Annotated in this window: 13 protein-coding genes and 1 pseudogene; 4 read left to right on the top strand and 10 right to left on the bottom strand. The window is 70.7% G+C overall.

Going from position 1 to position 19329, the window contains the following annotated elements:
- The first annotated feature begins 44 nt into the window (after window positions 1–44).
- Window positions 45–1178, top strand: a complete 1134-nt coding sequence (locus BA062_RS38785; protein ID WP_110337431.1) for an IS701 family transposase — start codon at window positions 45–47, stop codon at window positions 1176–1178.
- Window positions 1179–1353: 175 nt separating this feature from the next.
- Here BA062_RS38785 and BA062_RS38780 read toward each other — a convergent pair.
- Window positions 1354–1923 (bottom strand): annotated as a pseudogene (locus BA062_RS38780) (LVIVD repeat-containing protein); the annotation flags it as partial.
- Window positions 1924–2067: 144 nt separating this feature from the next.
- Here BA062_RS38780 and BA062_RS38775 point away from each other — a divergent pair.
- Window positions 2068–2724, top strand: a complete 657-nt coding sequence (locus BA062_RS38775) for a DUF305 domain-containing protein (RefSeq protein WP_110344102.1) — start codon at window positions 2068–2070, stop codon at window positions 2722–2724.
- 1 nt (window position 2725) lies between these two features.
- Here the strand turns inward: BA062_RS38775 and BA062_RS38770 are convergent, their stop codons facing one another.
- The 9 genes from BA062_RS38770 to BA062_RS38730 all read right to left on the bottom strand — a co-directional run bounded on the left by BA062_RS38770 (window position 2726) and on the right by BA062_RS38730 (window position 17206).
- Window positions 2726–3013, bottom strand: coding sequence for a hypothetical protein (locus tag BA062_RS38770; RefSeq protein WP_110344101.1), 288 nt, complete (start codon window positions 3011–3013; stop codon window positions 2726–2728).
- Between the two features lie 121 nt (window positions 3014–3134).
- Window positions 3135–3770 carry a DUF8010 domain-containing protein gene (locus tag BA062_RS38765; RefSeq protein WP_110344100.1) on the bottom strand — a complete coding sequence of 212 codons (636 nt, stop codon included), beginning with the start codon at window positions 3768–3770 and terminating at the stop codon, window positions 3135–3137.
- On the bottom strand, window positions 3767–4195 hold the full coding sequence (locus BA062_RS38760) for an acyl-CoA thioesterase (RefSeq protein ID WP_110344099.1): 429 nt from the start codon (window positions 4193–4195) through the stop codon (window positions 3767–3769). Before BA062_RS38760 ends, BA062_RS38765 begins: the two co-directional genes overlap by 4 nt.
- Window positions 4195–9168 (bottom strand): NAD-glutamate dehydrogenase, encoded by a 4974-nt coding sequence (locus BA062_RS38755; protein WP_110344098.1) that lies wholly within the window; start codon window positions 9166–9168, stop codon window positions 4195–4197. The genes BA062_RS38760 and BA062_RS38755 overlap by 1 nt, the downstream gene beginning before the upstream one ends.
- 119 nt (window positions 9169–9287) lie before the next feature.
- Complete coding sequence (locus tag BA062_RS38750) at window positions 9288–11411, bottom strand: hypothetical protein (protein ID WP_342768986.1); 2124 nt, start codon at window positions 11409–11411, stop codon at window positions 9288–9290.
- A gap of 173 nt (window positions 11412–11584) precedes the next feature.
- Window positions 11585–13261 (bottom strand): energy-dependent translational throttle protein EttA, encoded by a 1677-nt coding sequence (gene ettA / locus BA062_RS38745; protein WP_110344096.1) that lies wholly within the window; start codon window positions 13259–13261, stop codon window positions 11585–11587.
- 122 nt (window positions 13262–13383) lie between these two features.
- On the bottom strand, window positions 13384–13827 hold the full coding sequence (locus tag BA062_RS38740; RefSeq protein WP_110344095.1) for a single-stranded DNA-binding protein: 444 nt from the start codon (window positions 13825–13827) through the stop codon (window positions 13384–13386).
- 153 nt (window positions 13828–13980) lie between these two features.
- Entirely contained in the window at window positions 13981–15948 is a 1968-nt protein-coding gene (locus BA062_RS38735; protein ID WP_110344094.1) for a bifunctional copper resistance protein CopD/cytochrome c oxidase assembly protein, read from the bottom strand.
- Window positions 15949–16036: 88 nt separating this feature from the next.
- Entirely contained in the window at window positions 16037–17206 is a 1170-nt protein-coding gene (locus BA062_RS38730) for an MFS transporter (RefSeq protein WP_110344103.1), read from the bottom strand.
- Window positions 17207–17315: 109 nt separating this feature from the next.
- Here BA062_RS38730 and BA062_RS38725 point away from each other — a divergent pair, with 109 nt between their 5' ends.
- Entirely contained in the window at window positions 17316–18392 is a 1077-nt protein-coding gene (locus BA062_RS38725) for a LacI family DNA-binding transcriptional regulator (protein ID WP_110344093.1), read from the top strand.
- A gap of 183 nt (window positions 18393–18575) precedes the next feature.
- A complete protein-coding gene (locus BA062_RS38720; protein WP_110344092.1) occupies window positions 18576–18980 on the top strand; it encodes a peptidase inhibitor family I36 protein in 405 nt (134 codons plus the stop codon).
- Window positions 18981–19329: the final 349 nt, after the last annotated feature.

Genomic DNA, 19329 nt, shown 5'->3' with positions numbered 1-19329 from the left:
TAGTACTGCAACGGCAGTTGGCGGTGTTGTGGTAGATCATCCCGGTGGTGGTCGATGTGGTGATGGATCAGCTGGACCGGGTGCACGAGCGGATCGCGGGCCGGTTCGGACGGTCTGAACCGCGGAATCGGGCTAGGGAGTACGTATCGGGCCTGGTCGCAGGGTTGGAGCGGAAGAACGGCTGGACGCTGGCCGAGCAGGCCGGGGAGGTGTCCCCGGATGGGATGCAGCGGCTGCTGCGCTGGGCGGACTGGGACATCGACGGGGTCCGGGACGACGTTCGCGACTATGTCATCGAGCACCTCGGCGAGCCCGGTGGCGTGCTGATCGTGGACGACACCGGGTTCCTGAAGAAGGGCACGCGCTCGGCCGGGGTGCAGCGGCAGTACTCGGGAACAGCCGGTCGGATCGAGAACTGCCAGATCGGCACGTTTCTTGCCTATGCCTCGTCTCGTGGGCATGCGCTGATCGACCGGGAGCTGTATCTGCCCGAGCCGTGGATCGCCGACCAGGACCGGTGCCGGCGGGCAGCGATCCCGGAGGGCACCGAGTTCGAGACCAAGCCGCGTCAAGCCATGGCGATGCTGGCGCGGGCGTTCGCCGCGAAGGTGCCGTTCGCGTGGATCACTGCTGATGAGGCGTATGGGCAGGTCAAGTACCTGCGGTTGTGGCTGGAAGCCCACGATGCCGCGCACGTGCTGGCCACCAAGGTCAACGACACCCTGGTCACCACCGGCGGTGGCGAGGCCCGAGCCGATGAGCTGATCGCGGAGTTGCCCGCTCGGGCGTGGCGGCGGTTGTCGGTCGGGGCCGGGGCACACGGGCCACGAGAGTATGACTGGGCGCGGGTGCCGATCCGGATCGGCTGGCAGGCCGGGCGCGGGCACTGGCTGCTCGCCCGCCGCTCGCTCTCGGACCCGACCGAGATCGCCTACTACGTCTGCTACGGACCCCGCCGCTCCACCCTGCTGGATCTGGCCTGGATCGCCGGAGCTCGCTGGCGGATCGAGGAGTGCTTCCAGCAAGCCAAGAACGAAGCTGGACTCGATCAATATCAGGTCCGGTCCTGGCGAGCGTGGTATGCCCACATCACCCTGTCGATGCTCGCCCACGCCTGGCTCGCCGTCTCCCGATCCCTCGCCACAAAAGGGGAGCTGACGTCGCTGAGCCGGGCATGATCGGGTTCACGCTACCGGAGATCCGGCGCCTGCTCACCAAGTTGGTCTTGCGTGTCACCGACACCGCTCACCACGTCTGGGCCTGGTCCCGCTGGCGCCGCCGACGACAACACCAAGCCCGGCTCAGCCACTACAAACGCCGCGGCCACCCACTCACCTAACTGCCGTTGCAGTAGTAGGAGGAAACATAGAGGTAGACGGACTTGCGCGTGCGGTCCGGCACCATCGTGTGCGTGTGCGAGCCGCAGTCGGTTCGCACGGATGCGACGTACTCCGGATTCGCGAGGTCGCTGATGTCGAAGACCTTGATGCCCTCCCACGACGCCGGGTCGGAGGCCTCCGAGGGCTGGCTCGTGCAGGAGTCGTTGGTGCGCGCGTAGTCGGTCGACAGGAAGAGCAGGTCGCCCGACACCGAGACGTCGTTCTGGCCGCCGGGGCAGAGCACCTGGCTGACGACGCGCGGCTTGTGTGGCTTGCGGACGTCGTAGATGGTGAAACCGTCGTAGTTGCCGACGATCGCGTGGTTCTTCGTGAACGCGATGTCGCTGTTGAAGGCCGCCTGCGTGGCGAAGGGGCCCTCCTTCGGCAGGTTGGCGATCTGCCGCATGTTGGGGCTGTGGACGATCTCGTCCACCCCGGGGCTCGTGTTCTGCGCGGAGGCGGTGGCGGTGGTGCTTCCGGCCACCAGCACGGCCGCCGCGGCGACGAGGAGCCCGCTCAACCGAAGACGTCTCCGAGGCTTCACTCTTGAGTTCTCCTCTCGACCGGCAAGGTTCGCACCATTGTGGCTCCGGCCTCTTCTGCTTGATAGCGACGAATGGATGGTTTTCGGCGGCGCAACGACGTTCGATATTGACTTTCGCCCGCTGCAGCGGGTTCGCTTGCGCGCATGGGACGGCGGCTGGTGGCGGGTGTGGCCGCCATCTTCTTCTTGGCACTGGCGGGTTGTACGGCCGAGGAGGCTCCCCCGGAGGGGCAGCAGGCCGGATCGGACGTGATCGTGCCCGGGAAGCCGGGCGAGCAGGCGAAGGTGGTGCCGGGCAGCGAGGCGGCCGAGCAGCAGCAGGCGGTGCGGCCGAACGACGCCGACCGGCAGTACATGACCAACATGATTCCCCACCACCAGCAGGCGATCACGATGACCGACCTCGCCGCGCGGCACGCCACGAGCGAGCAGGTCAAGGGCATCGCCGGCCGGATCGCCGCGTCACAGGAGGCCGAGATCTCCGTGATGGAGTCCTGGCTGCAAGAGTTCGGCCAATCCGGGAGCGAACACGGCGGGCACGGCGAACACGGTGCGCACGATCACGCGCTCATGCCGGGCATGGCGACCCCGGAGCAGCTCGACGCGCTGCGCGCGGCACGGGGCGCCGAGTTCGACCGGCAGTTCCTGCAGCTGATGATCACGCACCACCAGGGCGCGCTCACGATGGCCGAGCAGCAGCTCGGCAACGGCATCGAGCCGAGGGCGATCGCGATGGCTCAGGAGATCATCACCGGGCAGACCGACGAGATCGAGCACATGCGCGGCATGCTCGGCACGTGAGTCAGGCGAGCCCCGCGCCGGAATCGGAACCGGGGTCGATCTCGTCGCCCTGCTCGTCGATCGCCTCCGCGGCGACCCAGCCCGCGGCGGTCGCCAGCGGCACGAACGGCGCGGCGTCACCCACGGCCTTCGCCACCTGGCGCGCCCGGCTGAGCTTCTGTTCCTCGGCGGCGTAGGTCGTGCCCCGCTCGGCCTCCGGCGGCCGGTCGACGCGCCACGGCGTCTGCTCGGCACGCACGCTGTCCAGGAACTCCGCGGTGGGGTCCTCGCCTGGCTTGTCGTCGGTCATGACCCCACCCTGGCACCTTCCGTGACCGCAGTGAAGGCCACCATGCCTGCTCTGACCGCAGTGAAGGCCACCTTCACCGCATTGAACGCAGTGAAGGTGGCCTTCACTGCCGCCGGCGATGCTAGAGCAGGAGCGGGAGGAGCGCGTGCCTGCGGCGCAGCACGGCGCCGTAGCGGGCATCGAGCCGCAGCCACGAGTCCGTCGCCGTCACGCGTACCACGTCGTCGGTCACCGACGAGTCCACGAAGCCCATGCCCGACATCGCGAACAGGCACCGCATGGGCACCTTGATCTCCAGGCTCCCGCCCGACACCGTCAGCACGGTCTGGTCCATCAGCGACGCGGGCGGCGTGCCGTGCGGGCCCACGTTCTCCCGGGCGAGCGCCACACCCCGCTCGGCGAGGTCGGCGACCACGGCCGCCGGCAGCGTGTCCACCTGCTGCCACGACGTCGTCGCGGGCAGCTCGGAGCGCCACAGCAGGTCACGCGGAGGGCCGGGGTCCATCACCTCGCCCGGCGTCACGGTGAGTGCCGCGAGCAGCTCGCTGCCCGACACCGTGACGTCGGCGGGGGTCACGTCGCCCTCGACGGCCCGCGTGACGAGCACGTCGAACGGCGTCGCCGCCCACGCCTCCAGCACACCGGGCCGCCGGGTGCGGAGCCGGATGACGGCGTTGCCGTCGAGCCGGACCGCCCTGGCGATGAAGGCGCCGAGCGTCTCGCGGTCGGCGGCGTCGGGAATGCGCAGCTCGGTCACGACTCGGCTCCGGGGATGCGCGAGCCGAGGAAGTCCCGTTCCGCGGCGGTGAGCCTGCGCGGGCGGGCGGCGGCGAGGTCGTAGGGCGCGAGGGTGGTGCTCGCCACCACGGCCACCTTGTCCCGTTCGGACGGTCCGTTGTGGACCCGGTAGCCCAGCGTGAACGACGCCATCTTGAGCTCGTTCAACGTGATCTCCACCCGGATGTCGTGGCCGTTCACCACGACGGGAGAGCGGTAGTCGACCGAGAGCCGGACCACGACGATGCCGCGGGCGAAGTCGCCGAGCCCCTCCGCGGAAGCGTCGTCGAACAGCAGCGGCACCCGCGCCTCTTCAAGGAGGGTGACCATGTTCGCGTGGTTGACGTGCCCGAAGGCGTCCATGTCCGACCAGCGCGGCCGGACCAGCGTCACGTACTCGCCCATCAGCGCACCGTACTGCGGATCTGCCTCGCCGCGACCGAGAGTGTGGCGAGGTCGAGCCTGCCGGAGCGCTCGATCTCCTCCAGCGTCACGCGCGCGCGGGCGAGCCGGGAGGAGTTGGCCTGCTCCCACTTCGCGATCTTCTCGTGCGCGGAGTCCTCCGGATCGCTGTGCAGCAGCGCGTCGAGCGTGATCGCCCGCAGCGACGAGTACAGGTCGTCCCGCAGCGCGAGCCGGGCCAGCGCGTGCCAGCGGTTGCCGCGTTCCAGTGCGTTCACCGAGGTCAGCATGCGTTCCAGACCCAGGTGGTCGGACATCGCGTAGTACAGCTCGGCGGTCTCCAGTGGGCTGCGCTCGGTGTCGAGGCCCACCTCGCGCTCGGCCAGCTCGGCGACCTCGGTGATGTCGAGCAGGCAGTAGGTGTAGAGCAGCAGCGAGATACGCGTCGCCAGCTCGCGGGGCACACCCTCGTCCACGAACTCGGCGGCCTTGGCCCGCACCGCCTCGACCTCCTGCCCGCAGAGCAGCTCGTCGAGCTTCGGCACGAGCTGGCTGACCGTGGAGCCGAACCGGCTGATCTCGGCACCGACGGCGAGCGGCTGCGGCCGGTTGGTGAGGAACCAGCGGGCCGCGCGGTCGAGCAGCCTGCGGGTCTCCAGCACCATGCGGTCGGCCACGCTCGCGGGCACGACGTTGTCGAGCGCGGCGATGCTGTCCCACAGCGTCGGCAGGCCGAAGACGCCGGTCACCACCGCGTAGGCGCGCACGGCGTCGGTCGCCGTGGCGTTGAGCTCCTCCGCGAGCCGGAACGCGTACGACACGCCCGCGCCGTCGACGACCTCGTTGACCAGCAACGTCGTGGTGATCTGGCGGCGCAGCGGGTGGCGGCCGATCGCGCCGCCGAAGCGCTCACGCAGCGGCGCCGGGAAGTACTCCGGCAGCCTGCGGGAGAACACCTCGACGTCGGGCAGCTCGCTGGCCAGCAGCTCGTCCTTGAGGTCGAGCTTGACGTGTGCCAGCAGCGTCGCGATCTCCGGCGAGGTCAGGCCGAGGCCCGCCTTCTCCAGCTTCGCGAACTCCGTGTCGGCCGGCAGCGCCTCCAGCTCGCGGTCCAGCGCGCCCTTGGCCTCCAGCGCGCTGACGAGCCTGCGGTGCACCGACAGCATCGACTCCGCGTGTGCCCTGCTGACGCCCAGCACCGCGTTCTGCTTGTAGTTGTCGGTGAGCACCATCTCGCCGACCTCGTCGGTCATCTCCAGCAGCAGCTCGTTGCGGCGCTCGCGGTCCAGCTCACCAGAGGTGATCAGCTGGTCCAGCATGATCTTGATGTTGACCTCGTGGTCGGAGCAGTCAACGCCGGCCGAGTTGTCGAGCGCGTCGGTGTTGACCTTGCCGCCGTGCCGCGCGAACTCGATGCGGCCGCGCTGCGTGAGGCCGAGGTTGCCGCCCTCGCCGACCACCTTCACGCGGAGCCGGCTGCCGTTGACGCGCACCGCGTCGTTGGCCTTGTCCCCCGCCTCGGCGTGGCTCTCGGTCTCGGCCTTGACGTACGTGCCGATGCCGCCGTTCCACAACAGGTCGACGGGCGCGAGCAGGATCGCGTTCACCAGCTCCGCGGGGGACATCTTCTGCACGTCCTCGGCCAGTCCCAGTGCCTCGCGCACCTGCGGCGTGATCGGGATCGTCTTGGCGCTGCGCGGGAACACACCGCCGCCCTCGCTGATCAGCGAGCGGTCGTAGTCGTCCCACGACGAGCGCGGCAGCTCGAACAACCGCTTGCGCTCGCGGAAGGAGGCGGCCGCGTCCGGGTTCGGGTCGAGGAAGACGTGCAGGTGGTTGAACGCCGCGACGAGCCGGATGTGCTCGGAGAGCAGCATTCCGTTGCCGAACACGTCGCCGGCCATGTCGCCGATGCCGACGACGGTGAACTCCTCGCTCTGCGTGTCCACGCCGAGCTCCCGGAAGTGCCGCTTGACGCTCTCCCAGGCGCCCTTGGCCGTGATGCCCATCGCCTTGTGGTCGTAGCCCATCGACCCGCCGGAGGCGAACGCGTCACCGAGCCAGAAGCCGTAGCTCGTGGCGACCTCGTTGGCGATGTCGGAGAACTTCGCCGTGCCCTTGTCCGCGGCCACGACGAGGTAGTTGTCGTCGCCGTCGTACCTGACGACCTCGGTGGCGGGCACCGTGCTGCCGTCCACGAGGTTGTCGGTGAGGTCCAGCAGCCCGGAGATGAACATGCGGTAGCAGGCCACGCCCTCGGCCTGGTAGGCCTCCCGGTCGAGTCCGGGGTCGCCCGTGGGCGCGGGCGGGCGCTTGACCACGAACCCGCCCTTCGCGCCGACGGGCACGATCACGGCGTTCTTCACCGCCTGCGCCTTGACCAGGCCCAGTATCTCGGTGCGGAAATCCTCGCGCCGGTCCGACCAGCGAAGGCCACCGCGCGCGACCGAGCCGAACCGCAGGTGCACGCCCTCGACCCTCGGCGAGTACACGAAGATCTCGAACGCCGGCCTCGGCTCCGGCAGGTCCGGCACCTGCTGCGGGTCGAGCTTGAAGGCGAGATAGGGCCGCGGCGCGCCGCCGGCGCCGGTGACCCAGTAGTTTGTGCGCAGGGTCGCCACGATCACCGCCGTCAGCCTGCGCAGGATCCGGTCCTCGTCGAGGCTCGTCACCAGGTCGATGCGCGCGTTGATGTCGTCGAGCTGCGCCTGGACGTGGTCGGCCCGCTCGCCGTTCGAGTGCTCCAGCGCGAACCGGGTCTCGAACAGCCGCACCAGCTCCGTCGCGATGCCGGTGTGCGCGAGTACCGTGCTCTCGATGTACTCCTGCGAGTACGGGCTACCCGCCTGGCGCAGGTAGCGGGCGTAGGCACGCAGCACCGACGCCTGCCGCCACGTCAGCCCGGCCCGCAGCACGAGCCCGTTGAAGCCGTCGACCTCGCAGTCACCCCGCCACGCTGCGGCGAAGGCGTCCTGGAAGCGCACCTGAAGGTCCTGCTGGGCCGCCTCGCCGATCGACTCCAGCACCCTCGGCTCGATGCGCAGGCCGAAGTCGTAGATCCACGAGCGCGTGCCGTCCTCGCGGGCCAGTTCGTACGGGCGCTCGTCGACCACCTCGACGCCCATGCGCTGCAGCAGCGGCAGCACCTTCGACAGCGTCACGCCCTCGCCCAGCAGGTACAGCTTGAAGCGCCGCTCCCCCGCCGCCGCGCCGTCGGGCAGGTAGAACGACATACGCACGTCGCCGGGGCCGTCGAGCGCCTCCAGCTCCCGCAGGTCGGCCAGCGCGACCTCCGCGGTGAAGTCCTCTTTGTACGCCTCGGGGAACACCGACGCGAAGCGCTGGCCCTGCTCGGTCGCCGACTCCTCACCGGCGAACGTGACAGCCTTGCCGTTGCCCGCCCGCTCGCGCCGCTCGGCCAGTATCGCCTCGACCATCAGGTCGTCCCAGCTGCGGACCGCCTCGTTGAGCCGTTCCTGGATGCGCAGCGTGTCCGGGTCCACGACGCTGGCCGGATCGGTGTGGACGATGAAGTGCACCTGCGCCAGCAGGGTCTCGCCGAGCCGGGTGCCGTACTCGAGGGAGGTGCCCTCCAGCTCCTCCAGCAGCACCTCCTGCATCGCGAGCCGCGACCGCGTCGTGTAGCGGTCGCGCGGCAGGAACACCAGGCAGGAGTAGAAGCGGCCGTAGGGGTCGCGGCGCAGGAACAGGCGCAGCCTGCGCCGGTCGGCGAGCGTGATCGCCCCGGTCGCGGTGGCGTAGAGCGAGTCGACGTCGGCCGAGAACAGGTCCGCGCGCGGCCAGTTCTGCAGCACTTCGAGCATCCGCTGGCCCGAGTACGACTCCATCGGGAAGCCCGCGCGGTGGATGACCTCGCGCACCCTGCCCTCGATCACGGGAATGTCGAGCACGTCCTCGTGCAGCGCCGACGTGGTGAACATGCCGAGGAACCGGTGCTCGCCGTTGACGTTGCCGCGCTCGTCGAACGTCTTGACGCCGATGTAGTACGGGTAGACGGGACGGTGCACAGTGGACGGTGCGCTCGCCTGCGTCAGCACGAGCAGCGTCGGGGCGAGCGCCTGCGCGGCCGAGCCAGGCCCCGCGATGAGGCTGCGCGCGGCGAGGCTGTCCTGGCGCAGCACCCCGAGTCCCGAGGCCAGCGCGGCCCGCAGCGCGGGCTCCTGCGTGTCGGGGTCCTCGACGAGCTCGTAGTGCCGGTAGCCGAGGAACGTGAAGTGTCCTGCGGCGAGCCAGCGCAGCAGCTCGGCCCCGTCGTGGACCTCGCCCGACGGCAGCGGCGGCGGGTTCGTGTCGAGATCGTCGGCGATTCCCCGCGCGGCCTCGATCATCTTCTGCGTGTCCTCGACGACCTCACGCACGTCCCCGAGCACGGCGGCGAGCCGGTTGTCGAGCTCACGGGCCCGGTTGAGATCGCCGATCGGATCGATCTCCAGGTACATCCAGGACTCGGCGGCGGCGCCCTCCGGCGGCTCCGCGGCGTCGGCCTGCGGGAACACCTCGCGCAGCTCGCCGGTGAGGTCCCTGCTGACCACGACGATCGGGTGCACGATGCGCTGCACCTGCACGCCGCCGCGGGACAGCTCGGCGGCGACCGAGTCCACGAGGTACGGCATGTCATCGGTGACGAGCTGGACGACGGTGGCCTCCCGCGTCCAGCCGTCCTGCGCGGCGGTGGGATTCAGCAGCCGCACCGCGGGGCGGCCCGGCACGCGCTGCCGGGCGAGCTGCAGGTGCGATCGAACGGCGCCGACGAGGTCGACCGGATCGTCGCCGATGATCTCCTCGGCCGGCGTGAGCCGGTAGTACAGGCGAATCAGCTCGGCGATGTCCGGCGCCTGCCGCGCGGCGGTGTCGACCAGCTCGTCGCGAATCTGTTCCGGGCTCTTCGTCCTCCGCCCGTCGAAGAGGTCCTCGGACCCGCTGACGGGCCGGGTCGAGACACCGGTCGAGCTCATGTCAGGCAACGCAACTCTCCACTCCTGGCCTTGACACCACGATGTGCCGATCCAGGTTTTACCTTACTGTGACTGAGCAAATCGGCTGTGTCGGCTCGGTGCAGTGCCCGTTTCCGGTGTCAGAAGTCGTGGTGGGGTCCGCCGTTGACCCGGCGCGGCCCAGCCCGCTCGTCGTCCTCCCCGCCGAGCTGCTTGACCAGCGCGGCCGCGCTCGACGTGCCCGCCTGGTGCTCGGCGAGCGCCCGCGCGAGCAGCTCCGCGAGCCCGGCGTCGGGCGGCGGCTCGTCGAGCGGAAGGCCGGAGCCGATGGAACTCGACTCCGCCGCGACGGGCGAGCCGGGCTCAGAGCCGAAATCGGGCCCCAGCTCGTCAAGGGGCGCCAGCGACGGCGGGAGCCGCAGCCGGGGCAGCCAGCCGTAGCCGTCCGAGGGCGCGGAGCCGGTGTCGTTCGCGTCCTCCTTGGACGGCTTCTCCGCCGGTGCGGCCTTCTCCTCGGCGGGCGGTTCGGGGCGGCTCGCGACCGGGGACTCCACCGTGGACCGCGCCGAGCGTTCCCGCTCGTCGGAATCCGCGGCCCGGCGCCTGCCCCCTCCCGCACCCGGCGAGATGCCGAGCCGGTCGAGCACCGAGCGTGCGGCGACCGAACCGTGCTCCGAATCGTGCCGCGTGTTGCGGACGGACGCCTGATACTCCCGGGACCGGCTCACCGGCTCCGGTTCACTCAACGCGACGGCCTGCTGCGGTTCCGGTGCCGGTTCGGGGATGGTAACCGGTTCCCCGGCGACGGCGGGCTCGGACGCGGGGGCTTCGACCGTGCTCGCGTCCGAGGGCCCCGGGGTTGCCGCTGGCTCCGGTTCGGGGGCGAGGCGCAGCATGGGCAACACGACCTTCGGCCGGGAGGAGCGCGCCGGGGTGGCAGACGGTTCGGCCGCGTGCCTGCTCGCCGCCCCGGTCTGCGCCGCGACCGTGGTGGCAGCCGGTTCGGCAACGGCGGCGGCAGGCTCGGGCGTGGCGTCCGGGGCCTGCCGGGGCTCCGCCGCCCGTTCGGCGGCGGCCGCGGGCGATGCCGGGGCCGCGGCGGCAATGCCCGCGTGCGCCACGGCGGGTTCTGCGACCGCCTCCGTGCCCGGTGCGGACGTGGCCGACGTGGCGGCGGGTTCGGGAGCCGTTTCGGGCTCCGGCCGGTGCGTGGCGGCGGGCGTGGTGACCTCGGCGGCCGTGGCCACCACGTCGGCGAGGTCGACGGGCGCCTGCTCCCCCGAGCCGAACTCCCCGGTCAGCAGCGCACGCGCCTGGCTGCGCGCACGCGCGTGCAGGTGTTCGGAAGAACGGGCGTTGTGCAGGCAGGTGATGGCTTCCGACGGCTCGCCGATCCGCTCCTCGATGTTCGCGAGTTCCAGCCAGAGGCGCGACGCCAGCGCGTGCAGCTCGTGCCTGCTCACGCTGTACAGCGCGTCGCGCAGCATCCGGCCCGCCGCGTCGGCGGAGCCGTTGTTCGCCAGGACGCGCGTGGCGAGCGCCAGCCGGAGCCAGCCGGTGGGCGCGACGCTCGCGGCCCTTTCCGGCGCGTCCAGCAGCGGCTGAGCGGCCTCCAGCGCCAGCTCGCCCTCTCCCCGGTCGAGCAGCGCGCAGACCAGCTCCAGCGTCAGCCGCACGCGCGCGAGGCCGCCGTCGGTGCGCGTGTCCTCCAGGTGATCCAGGAACCCGAGCCCGGTGCGCGCCGCGTCGGCGGCACCCACCACGTCGCCGTGGCGACGCCGGTGCGCGGACACGGCGACCCGGATCATCGCCCGCGCGAGCAGCTTGTCGTCGGCACCCAGGCCGGCGTCGCCGGTGACGAGCCGGTCGCCCTCCATGAGCACCCGGTCGAGCTCGGCCTTGCGCCCCAGCGTGCCGAGACAGCCGACGAGGTGGCACAGCGCCGCCGCCCGCTGCGTCGACGACAGGCCGCTCACCGTGAGCACGGGTCGCAGCGCCGCCAGCCCCGTCAACGGTGCCCCCACACTGCGCGCACACACGGCGAGGTCGGTGCGTAGCTGCGCGGCCACCACCGGCAGCCCCGCGTCCTCCGCGGCCCGCAGCGCCGCCACCGCTCTGCCGACGGTCGACGCGCGGTGCCCCAGCTGCACGCGAGCGTGCACGACGACGCTCTCGGCGCGCACCCACAGCTCGTTGAAACCGGCGGCCTCGGCGAGCGAGGCGGCCCGCTCAGCGAGAACGAGCGCCAGCTCGGGTGCGCGCAACTCAAGCGCCGTCGCCTGCTCGACGAGCCGCTCAACGGGCCCGTTCGCCCCATCGGCACCGCTGCGAACAACGGGAGAACGGCCGTTCGTCACGGTTCGGCCTGCGTGCGTACTGGCTACCACGGGGACTCCGCTCTGTGAGGGCTATTCACATTCCAGCAGAAGTGCCTCGATCAGTCGCGGGTGAGCTTCCGGTGTGTCACCCGGTGCGGCCGGGCGGCCTCGGCACCCATGCGCTCGACCTTGTTCTTCTCGTAGCCCTCGAAGTTCCCTTCGAACCAGAACCACTTGGCCGGGTTCGTGTCGTCGCCCTCCCACGCGAGGATGTGGGTCGCCACGCGGTCCAGGAACCACCGGTCGTGGGAGATGACCACCGCACAGCCGGGGAACTGCTCCAGCGCGTTCTCCAGCGAGCCCAGCGTCTCGACGTCCAGGTCGTTGGTCGGCTCGTCCAGCAGGATCAGGTTCCCGCCCTGCTTCAACGTCATCGCGAGGTTGAGCCGGTTGCGCTCACCGCCGGAGAGCACCCCGGCCGGCTTCTGCTGGTCCGGCCCCTTGAAGCCGAACGCGCTGACGTAGGCCCGGGACGGCATCTCCGTCTGGCCGACGTGGATGTAGTCCAGCCCGTCGGACACGACCTGCCACACCGTCTTCTCCGGGTCGATACCGGCCCGCTGCTGGTCCACATAGGACAGCTTGACGGTCTCGCCGATCTTCACGCTCCCTGCGTCGGGCTCCTCGAGGCCGACGATCGTCTTGAACAGTGTGGTCTTACCGACACCGTTCGGCCCGATCACGCCCACGATGCCGTTGCGGGGCAACGTGAACGAAAGGTCGTCGATCAGCAGCCGGTCGTCGAAGCCCTTCTTCAGGTGCTCGACCTCGACCACCACGCTGCCGAGCCGGGGACCCGGCGGGATCTGGATCTCCTCGAAGTCCAGCTTCCGGGTCTTCTCGGCCTCGGCCGCCATCTGCTCGTACCGCTCGAGACGGGACCGCGACTTGGTCTGCCTGGCCTTCGCGTTGGACCGCACCCACTCCAGCTCGGTCTGCAGGCGCTTTGCGAGCTTCGCGTCCTTCTTGCCCTGCACCTCCAGCCGTTCGCGCTTCTTCTCCAGGTAGGTCGAGTAGTTGCCCTCGTAGCCGACGACGCGGCCCCGGTCGAGCTCCATGATCCACTGGGCGACGTTGTCCAGGAAGTACCTGTCGTGCGTCACCGCGAGCACGGCACCCGGGTAACTCGCCAGGAACTGCTCCAGCCAGAGCACGCTCTCCGCGTCCAGGTGGTTGGTGGGCTCGTCGAGCAGCAGCAGGTCGGGCTTCGACAGCAGCAGCTTGCACAGCGCGACGCGGCGGCGCTCACCACCGGACAGGTGGGTCACCGGCTCGTCGCCGGGCGGGCAGCGCAGCGCGTCCATCGCCTGTTCCAGCTGTGAGTCGAGCTCCCAGGCGTCGGCGTGGTCGAGCTCCTCCTGCAGCTTGCCCATCTCCTCCATGAGGGCGTCGCTGTAGTCGGTGGCCATCTGCTCGGCGATCTCGTTGAAGCGGTCGAGCTTCACCTTGATCTCGCCGAGGCCCTCCTCGACGTTGCCCCTGACGGTCTTCTCCTCGTTGAGCGGCGGCTCCTGGAGGAGGATGCCGACGCTCGCGCCGGGCTGGAGGAACGCCTCGCCATTGCTCGGCTGGTCGAGCCCCGCCATGATCTTCAGCACGGTGGACTTACCAGCACCGTTCGGACCCACCACGCCGATCTTCGCGCCGGGGTAGAACGCGGTGCTGACGTCGTCGAGGATGACCTTGTCCCCGACGGTCTTGCGCACCTTCTTCATGGTGTAGATGAACTCGGCCATGCTGCGATCGTAGAGCGAGCCCCCTGACTCCCTGACGCCGGTCACCGTCCCGGCACCGACCGTAGAACGTTTTCTCGCAGGGTGAGGTCCCCTCTACCCAGCGCAGTGCCACCCTGAGTAGCTCACGCCGCCGGCATCCGTTCTCGTTCGCGGTCCACCGCCTCGTCACTCAGCGCCGCCGGGGCCGGTGGGTCACCGTTGCGCCCCAGCCGTCGCACGGTCGCGGTACACCACGACAGGTTGGGCCCGATCGCCAGCGCCTCCAGTTCGGGGATGGAGCGCTGCCTGCCTTCGCTCTCGAACTCGGCCGCGTACAGCCGCCCGCTCACGATCACCGGATCGCCCTTCGACAGCGACGCGCCGACCGTGCCCGCCATGCGCCGCCAGCAGGTGACCCGCACGGCCATGCCGCGGCCGTCTCGCCACTGCCCTGACTCCTTGTCGTAGCGCCGTTCGTTGCTGCGCAACCAGAAGCTGAGCACCTCGTCGCCGTTCGCGAGCTTGCGCCGGGACAGCTCGCTGCACACGTTGCCGACGATCGTCAGCAGGGTCTCGCCGATGGCCATTGCCCTCACCTTCGCCGTGGTCGTTCTTCCGGCTTCCAGCCTGCCCCCGCCTACAGCCCGGGAACGGACACGAGCGAAATCTGTGGACAACCTCAGGCGAGTTGAACAACTCACGGCGGAGCGCGGCGGATCGTCGGCACCCTCCGCTACGCGCTACTTCCTCGGCTCACCCTGCTCGGCCAGCTGCTTGAGCATCGCGTTGTACGCGGCCAGGTCCTGCTCGCCGGTCGCGGCCTCGCGGCGGTCACGACGGCGCGCCTCCCGCTCGTCGGCCCTCGCCCACTGGATGAGCAGCGCCACCATCACCAGCAGCACGGGCAGTTCCCCGGAGGCCCACGCGATACCGCCGCCGAGCCGCTGGTCGGTGAGCAGGTTGCCCACCCACGGCAGGTTCAGCGAACGGTAGAACTCCTCGCCGATCACGGTCTGCATGTTCATCAACGTCACGCCGAAGAAGGCGTGGAACGGCATGGACGCGAACACCATCCCGAGCCTGCCCAGCGGCGGCAGCCTGCGCGGCGCCGGATCCACGCCGATCACCGGCCAGTAGAAGACGTAGCCTGCCAGCAGGAAGTGGCCGTTCATCGCCAGGTGCGCCCAGTGGTAGTTCAGCGCCGCGTCGAACAGCCCGGAGTAGTACAGCCCGTAGAACGACCCGACGAACAGCAGCAACGCGACGATCGGATGGGTCAGCACGCGCGACACCGGCGAGTGCACGAACGCCAGCAGCCACTCGCGCGGGCCCGGCGGGGCGTCGCGGCCTGCGGTCGGCAGTGCCCGCAGCGCGAGCGTGACCGGGCCGCCGAGCACCAGCAGCACCGGCACCACCATCGACAGCAGCATGTGGTTGACCATGTGCACGCTGAACATCGCGGGCGCGTACCGGCCGACGCCCGACGACGTGGCGATCAGCAGCACCACGCAGGCCGCCACCCAGGCCACCGTGCGCCCGACCGGCCACGCGTCGCCGCGCTTGCGCAACCGGCGCACCCCAGCGAGGTACAGCACTGCCAGCACGATCGCCGCGGTGCCGTAGATGAGGTCGAACCGCCAGTCCGTGAGCAGTCGCCACGCGGTCGGCTCCCCGTTCAGGACGTAGCCGAGCAGCAGCTCGACGGTCGACGGCTGGGCGAGGATCTCCTGAGGAGGGGGCGTGCGGGACAGGGCGGTCGCGAGGCCGATCGTGGCGGCCATGACGAGCACCTCGACGCCGGCGAGGCGAACGAGCTGACCGCCGCCCGCGCCGTCGGTCAGGTCACGCACGCTGCGCTGCCGCTGTTGGTGACCGAACACGCCGAGTACGAGCAGGGCGACGATCTTGCCGAGCACCAGCAGGCCGTAGTCGGTGGTCAGCAACTGACCGGGGCTCACGCGCACGAGCGCGTTGATGACGCCGGACGCCGCCATGACGACCCAGCTGACCAGTGCGATCTTGGAGAACCGCGACGCCGCGAGCGGAAGGTGCGCGCCTCGCCGCCTTGCGTGTGCGAGCAGGGCGATCAGGCCGCCGACCCACAACGCCGCGCCGACGAGGTGGTACAGCAGGCTGTTGGTCGCGAGGTCGTGGGAACCGCCGCTGGCCGAGTGACCTGTCACCGCGACGGGGATCAGCCCGCCGACGGACAGGAAGAACAGCGCCGTCGTCCACCCCCACGACAGCACGAGCCGGCAGCCGAGCGCGAGCAGCAGCGCGATGAGCGAGGTCCACAGCCACGCCTTCGGCTGCTCGATGGCGTCGACGAAGTTGAGCAGGACCTGCGGCCGGAGCACCTCCGTGAACGGGCGTCCCGCACCGTCGGCCGCGCTGAAGAGCACGGACGCGAGCGCGAAGACGAACCACACCCACGCGGCGATGCCCGCCGTCCGCACGGCCGCGTAGCCGTCCGCGGCGAGCGTCCCCGATTTCTGTGGTGGCACGAGGAAAGCCGCGAGCAGGAGCGAGCCGATGCAGACGGCCGCCGCGGCGTCCGCTCCGACTCGCACCACGGTGATGCCGTAGCGCGTCACGACGCCGGGATCGGTCAGCCCGGCGACCACCGCACCGGCGCCTCCGGTGAGCGCGACGAGCCCCACGGCGACGACGACCGCGAGCAGCGCTCCGATCGCGAGCAGTGGAGCCATGCCTGCCCGGCGTCGGGTGGGGGCGTCCGGGGCAGGGTCGGCTTCGGTGGACACGCTACGAGGGTAAGCCGAGGTGGGTGGGCACGATTCAGCGGACCGCGTGCGCTGAGGCGCGGGTCGCACGCTCCTTCGCGACGAACCGGCTGGCGGCGACGGAGGCCGGTGCGATCACGGCCGCGACCAGGCCGACGACGACGAACGACACCGACAGCGACGTCAGCTGCGCGATGCCCCCGATCACGGGCGGCCCGGCGAGGAAGCCGGTGTAGGCGATCGCGGTGACGAACGCCACCTCGCGCTCACCGCCGCTGTCGTCGGACCGCTTGCCCGCCTCCCCGGCGAGCCCGAGCGCGATGGGGAAGCACGCCGCGAGCCCCGCGCCGGCCAGCAGGAAGCCGGCGTAGCTGATGGCGGGCATCCCGGCGACGGCGGCGGCGACCAGCCCCGTGCCCGCACACGCGGCTCCGGCGACGAGGACCTTCGCCGAGCCGAACCGTGCCTGCGTCCACGATCCCGCGAGCCGCGCGAAGGCCATCGCGAGGGAGAAGCCCGCGTAGGCGAGGGCGGCCGCGCCCTCGCTCACGCCCTGTTCGTTCACCAGCAGCAGGGCCGACCAGTCGGAGCTGGCGCCCTCCGCGATCGCCGAGCACAGCGCGATCGCCGCGAGCAGCCACAGCGCGGGCCGCCGGGCGAGCGGCGTCGCCGCGGCCGGCGAGTCGCTCGCGCGCTCGGACCGCGGCGCGATGCCCGGCAGGACCCGCACGACCGTGGCGAGCATGACCGCGCCGACTACCACTGCCACGGTGAAATGCCGCAGCGGGGACCAGCCCGCGCTCGCGGCCAGCGCCGCGCCGCCCGAGCCGGCGAGCGCGCCGAAGCTGAACCCGGCGTGGAACAGCGGCATGATCGGCTTGCCCTCCGCGCGTTCCACCGCGACGCCCGCGATGTTCATGGACACGTCCAGCACGCCCGCGGACGCGCCGAGGCCGAACAGCGCGACTGCCAGCCACAGCACGGACTGCGCGGACCCGACCAGCGGAAGGACGAGGCATACGGCCAGTGCCGAGGCCACGATGACCGCTCGTGCGCCGGCGCGCTCGACGATACGGCCCGACAGGCCCGCCGCTATGAGCATGCCGACACTGGCCGCCAGCAGAGCGAGCCCGAGCGGGCCTGGCCCGGCCCCGATCTGTTCGCTCAGCGCGGGGGTTCGCGGGGCCCATGAGCCGAGCGTCGCACCGTTGAAGGCGAAGACCATGATCACAGCGAACCGCCGCACACCCCAGCTCCTTCCACGAGAATCGTTGCCCCAGAATGTCTTAAGCGCTTCAGAGAACGCAAGAGGGTTCACCGATTAGACTGCGCGGGTGGCCAGCACGCGGCGGAGGCATCCGACACTCGACGACGTCGCGGACGAGGTGGGTGTCTCCCGCACGACGGTCTCGAACGCCTTCAACCGCCCCGACCAGCTCTCGACCGCGTTGCGGGAAGAGGTACTGCGAGCGGCGAAACGGCTCGGCTACGCGGGACCCGATCCGGTGGCCCGCAGCCTCGCCACCCGTCGCGTCGGCGCCATCGCCTTCATGCTCGACACGGGCGTGTCGGCGGCCTTCTCCGACCCCGCGCTGTCCATCACCCTCGACGCGCTCGCCGCCGAGGTGGACCGCGAGGGTCACGCGCTGCTCCTGCTGCCCGGCGGCGACCACGGCGGGCCGCCCGCGGACCGGGTGCTGAACGCACAGGCGGACCTGGCCGTCGCGTACTCACTGGCCGATGGCGCACCGGCACTGCGTGCCGTGCGAGACCGGAGCCTGCCGCTCGTGGTGATCGACCAGCCGTACGTGCCCGGCGCGGCGCGGGTCAGCACGGACGACCGGGGCGGCGCCGTCGCCGCGGCGCGGCACCTGCTCGACCTGGGACACCGGCGGTTCGGCATCCTCTCCGCCCAGTGCCTCTCGGAGCCTCGCGGCGGGCCGATGACCGCGGAGGAGGCGGCGAAGAGCATGTTCCGGGACAACCGGGAACGGCTGACCGGATACGTGGACACGCTCGCGACGGCCGGTGTCACGGGCGTACCCGTATGGGAAACCTCGGGCACCTCGCGTGAGCAGGCACAACAGGCCGCGGGGAAGCTACTCGACGCCGACCGGCGGCCGACCGCACTCCTGTGCATGTCGGACGAGCTGGCCTTGAGCGCACTGGCGGCCGCGAGGCAGCGCGGGCTGAGCGTGCCGGATGAGCTGTCGGTGGTGGGATTCGACGACACCCCGCCGGCCTCATGGGCCGAACCCGCGCTGACGACCGTGCGGCAGGACCTGCAGCGCAAGGGCAGGCTCGCGGGCGAGCTCGCGTTGCGGCTGCTCGCGGGGCGCAAAGCACCTCCACCGGTCACCCTGCCGGTGGAGCTGGTCGTACGAGGCTCCACCGGCCCGGCGCCCGATTAGCAGCCCCCGCGCCCGCCCACAAGGCCTTTCCGGAAAGTGTGGACAACTCCTACCCCAACGGGCGAGAAACGTCGAGTTGTCCACAGTACCGAAATTGCCCCCTGACATTCCCCCCGGACTTCGGCATCGTGGACCTCAGCACATTCCACGGCGATTTCGCCCGAGAACTGGGGGATTCACGAAATGTCTCGACGCTTTTCCGCACTGACCAAGCGCGTCCCGAAGGCCCTGTTGCTGGCCACACTGGGGATGCTGTGCGCGGCCGGTGTCGCGCAGGCCGACACCGGCGGGCAGCCGCCCTCCCCGCCCGGATTCACTTGTGAGCAGGGAGAATTCTGCGCCTGGACGAACGAGTTCTACGGCGGCCAGGTCACGCGGTTCGATCTGCGCGGCACCAACCCGGAGGAATGCGTGCCGCTACCCGAGGGCGTCGACGCCCGCTCGTTCGCCAACCGGCTCGAACGTCAGGTCACCGTCTATCAGGATCGGCACTGCGCGACAGAAGGAGATTTCAGTACCTATCCGGGTCCGGGCACATTCGTCCCGCAGGCCCCCTATGTCGTGAGGGCGATTCAAATCTGGAACTGAGCCCGAGCGCCGGCCGCTGAGAACGCGGCCGCCCGAGCTGGGCACCCACACCGGCACGCCAGGGGAACGCGTGGACGGGGTGTCCCAGGGGGCCGTGTCCCCGAGCGCGGCCCGCCGCGGGTGCGCTGCCGATCCACGGGCAGCGCACCCGTGGCCACCTGGCAGACCAGCGGCTGAACACGTGATCGTCCAACATCGACGAGCCCGCTCACCAGGCCGGGTGACGGGTGAAACGATTCGCCGGTGTGCGGCGATCAAGTAATCAGTGGTGACTAAGCTGGCGGCTGAGTGACATGGCCTTCGGTGGTCACCATGGGCCCTCGTAGCTCAGCTGGATAGAGCAAGAGCC

The organism is Prauserella flavalba (assembly GCF_003202235.1).
Taxonomy (GTDB): domain Bacteria; phylum Actinomycetota; class Actinomycetes; order Mycobacteriales; family Pseudonocardiaceae; genus Prauserella_A; species Prauserella_A flavalba.
This window is presented reverse-complemented; position numbering and strand designations above follow the sequence as displayed.